Source organism: Heyndrickxia camelliae (assembly GCF_002844575.1).
GTDB classification, from domain to species: domain Bacteria; phylum Bacillota; class Bacilli; order Bacillales; family Bacillaceae_C; genus Margalitia; species Margalitia camelliae.
The window spans coordinates 1-1,242 of sequence record NZ_PIQO01000058.1 but is presented as its reverse complement, the minus strand read 5'-3'; the positions used below and the strand labels follow the sequence as shown (position 1 = coordinate 1,242).

2 protein-coding genes are annotated in these 1,242 nt (G+C 37.4%); both read right to left on the bottom strand.

Features of this window, described 5'->3' with window-relative positions:
* Positions 1-512, bottom strand: a 512-nt coding sequence (locus CWO92_RS24855; protein ID WP_207767834.1) for a distal tail protein Dit, incomplete at its 3' end; no start/stop codon positions are given.
* On the bottom strand, positions 509-1,242 hold a 734-nt coding region (locus tag CWO92_RS24850; protein WP_165786797.1), incomplete at its 5' end, for a lytic transglycosylase domain-containing protein. The genes CWO92_RS24855 and CWO92_RS24850, both read right to left, overlap by 4 nt.

The window sequence follows — 1,242 nt, the reverse complement described above, 5'->3', positions numbered from 1 at the left end:
ATTTTTGTTACATCTTTTTTCGGTAAGCAAGTAAAAATGGGATAGCATTCTGCCGTCCCATTTGGTGTGATATTGATAGGATTTTCATTCATACTAAAGCTTTCATATTCTCCATAGGCCTTCGGGTCGCTGCAAGAGAAGGTTAAAGTACATGTTGCCCAATGAGTTCGGGAAATACGCTCTGGAACTGAAATATTGGTAAAGTGGCCATAATAAGTGAAATCTAATTCATCTCCAAAAATCATTGGAAATTCACCATCACCAAAAGTCATTACCATCTCTGCTAACTGGTGGATAATTTGTACCTTTTCAGATTCAGATTTGGCTTTTATGGTGATGTCAATTTCAAAGACTCTTTGACCATAATTGTTTCCTAGAAACAAACTACCAACCATTCCTGGAATATCTTGCACGGTCTCGCTAATCTCGGGGGTAACAGGTCTTTTAATCTCGTTGACAATTATACCTAACTCTTTTTCCAAGTCTATCCCACAGAATATAATGGTTGTCACGTTGTTGCTACCCCCTTAAAGATATTTCTTGTTCTATCTCGCTTATCTTTTTCTTTTTTATTTGCATCATATATTTCTTTGGTTCCAATGCGGACAGTATTATCTTTAGAAAGAATAGCCGTCAAAAGCTGAATGGCTTTATTGGAGTTTACTAATTGCTCTTGCATTATTAGTATTTGTTCCTCTAATCTCTCAATGACTTCACCGTAATCATTACCACTTACATTTGGCAATTGGTTCGGTCTTTTATTTTTTCCAGTAATGGTCCTACCCGCCAATGCTAATAACTTCATTGCATCAGTACGTCTGCTTGGATTTGTTGGAATGACAAATTCCGGCCAACCATCTTCCACAAGATTATATAAACCTGCCTTATTTATAAGTCCACCTGTCTTATATCCATGTCCCTCGCCAAGTCCAGATAAATTAGAACCATATCGGTTCTTTGCATAATTTAAGGCAGCCAACAAATTGTCAAAGCCATTCCATATATTATTGTGACCTGGGAACTTATAAGCATTAAAGGTGGAATCAATAGTTTGCATTAAACCTTTTGAAGGATGGCCAGCTTTAGCATTACTATCCCATAAATTGATAGCCTTTGGATTTCCTCCGGATTCACTTTTGATTTGTCTTAACACCTTATCTACTAAAGAAGAAGATAAACCATTCATCTCTAACGCTCTGAGAACATATGGACGCCATCTTTCCACACCGGAACCGCCTGGAT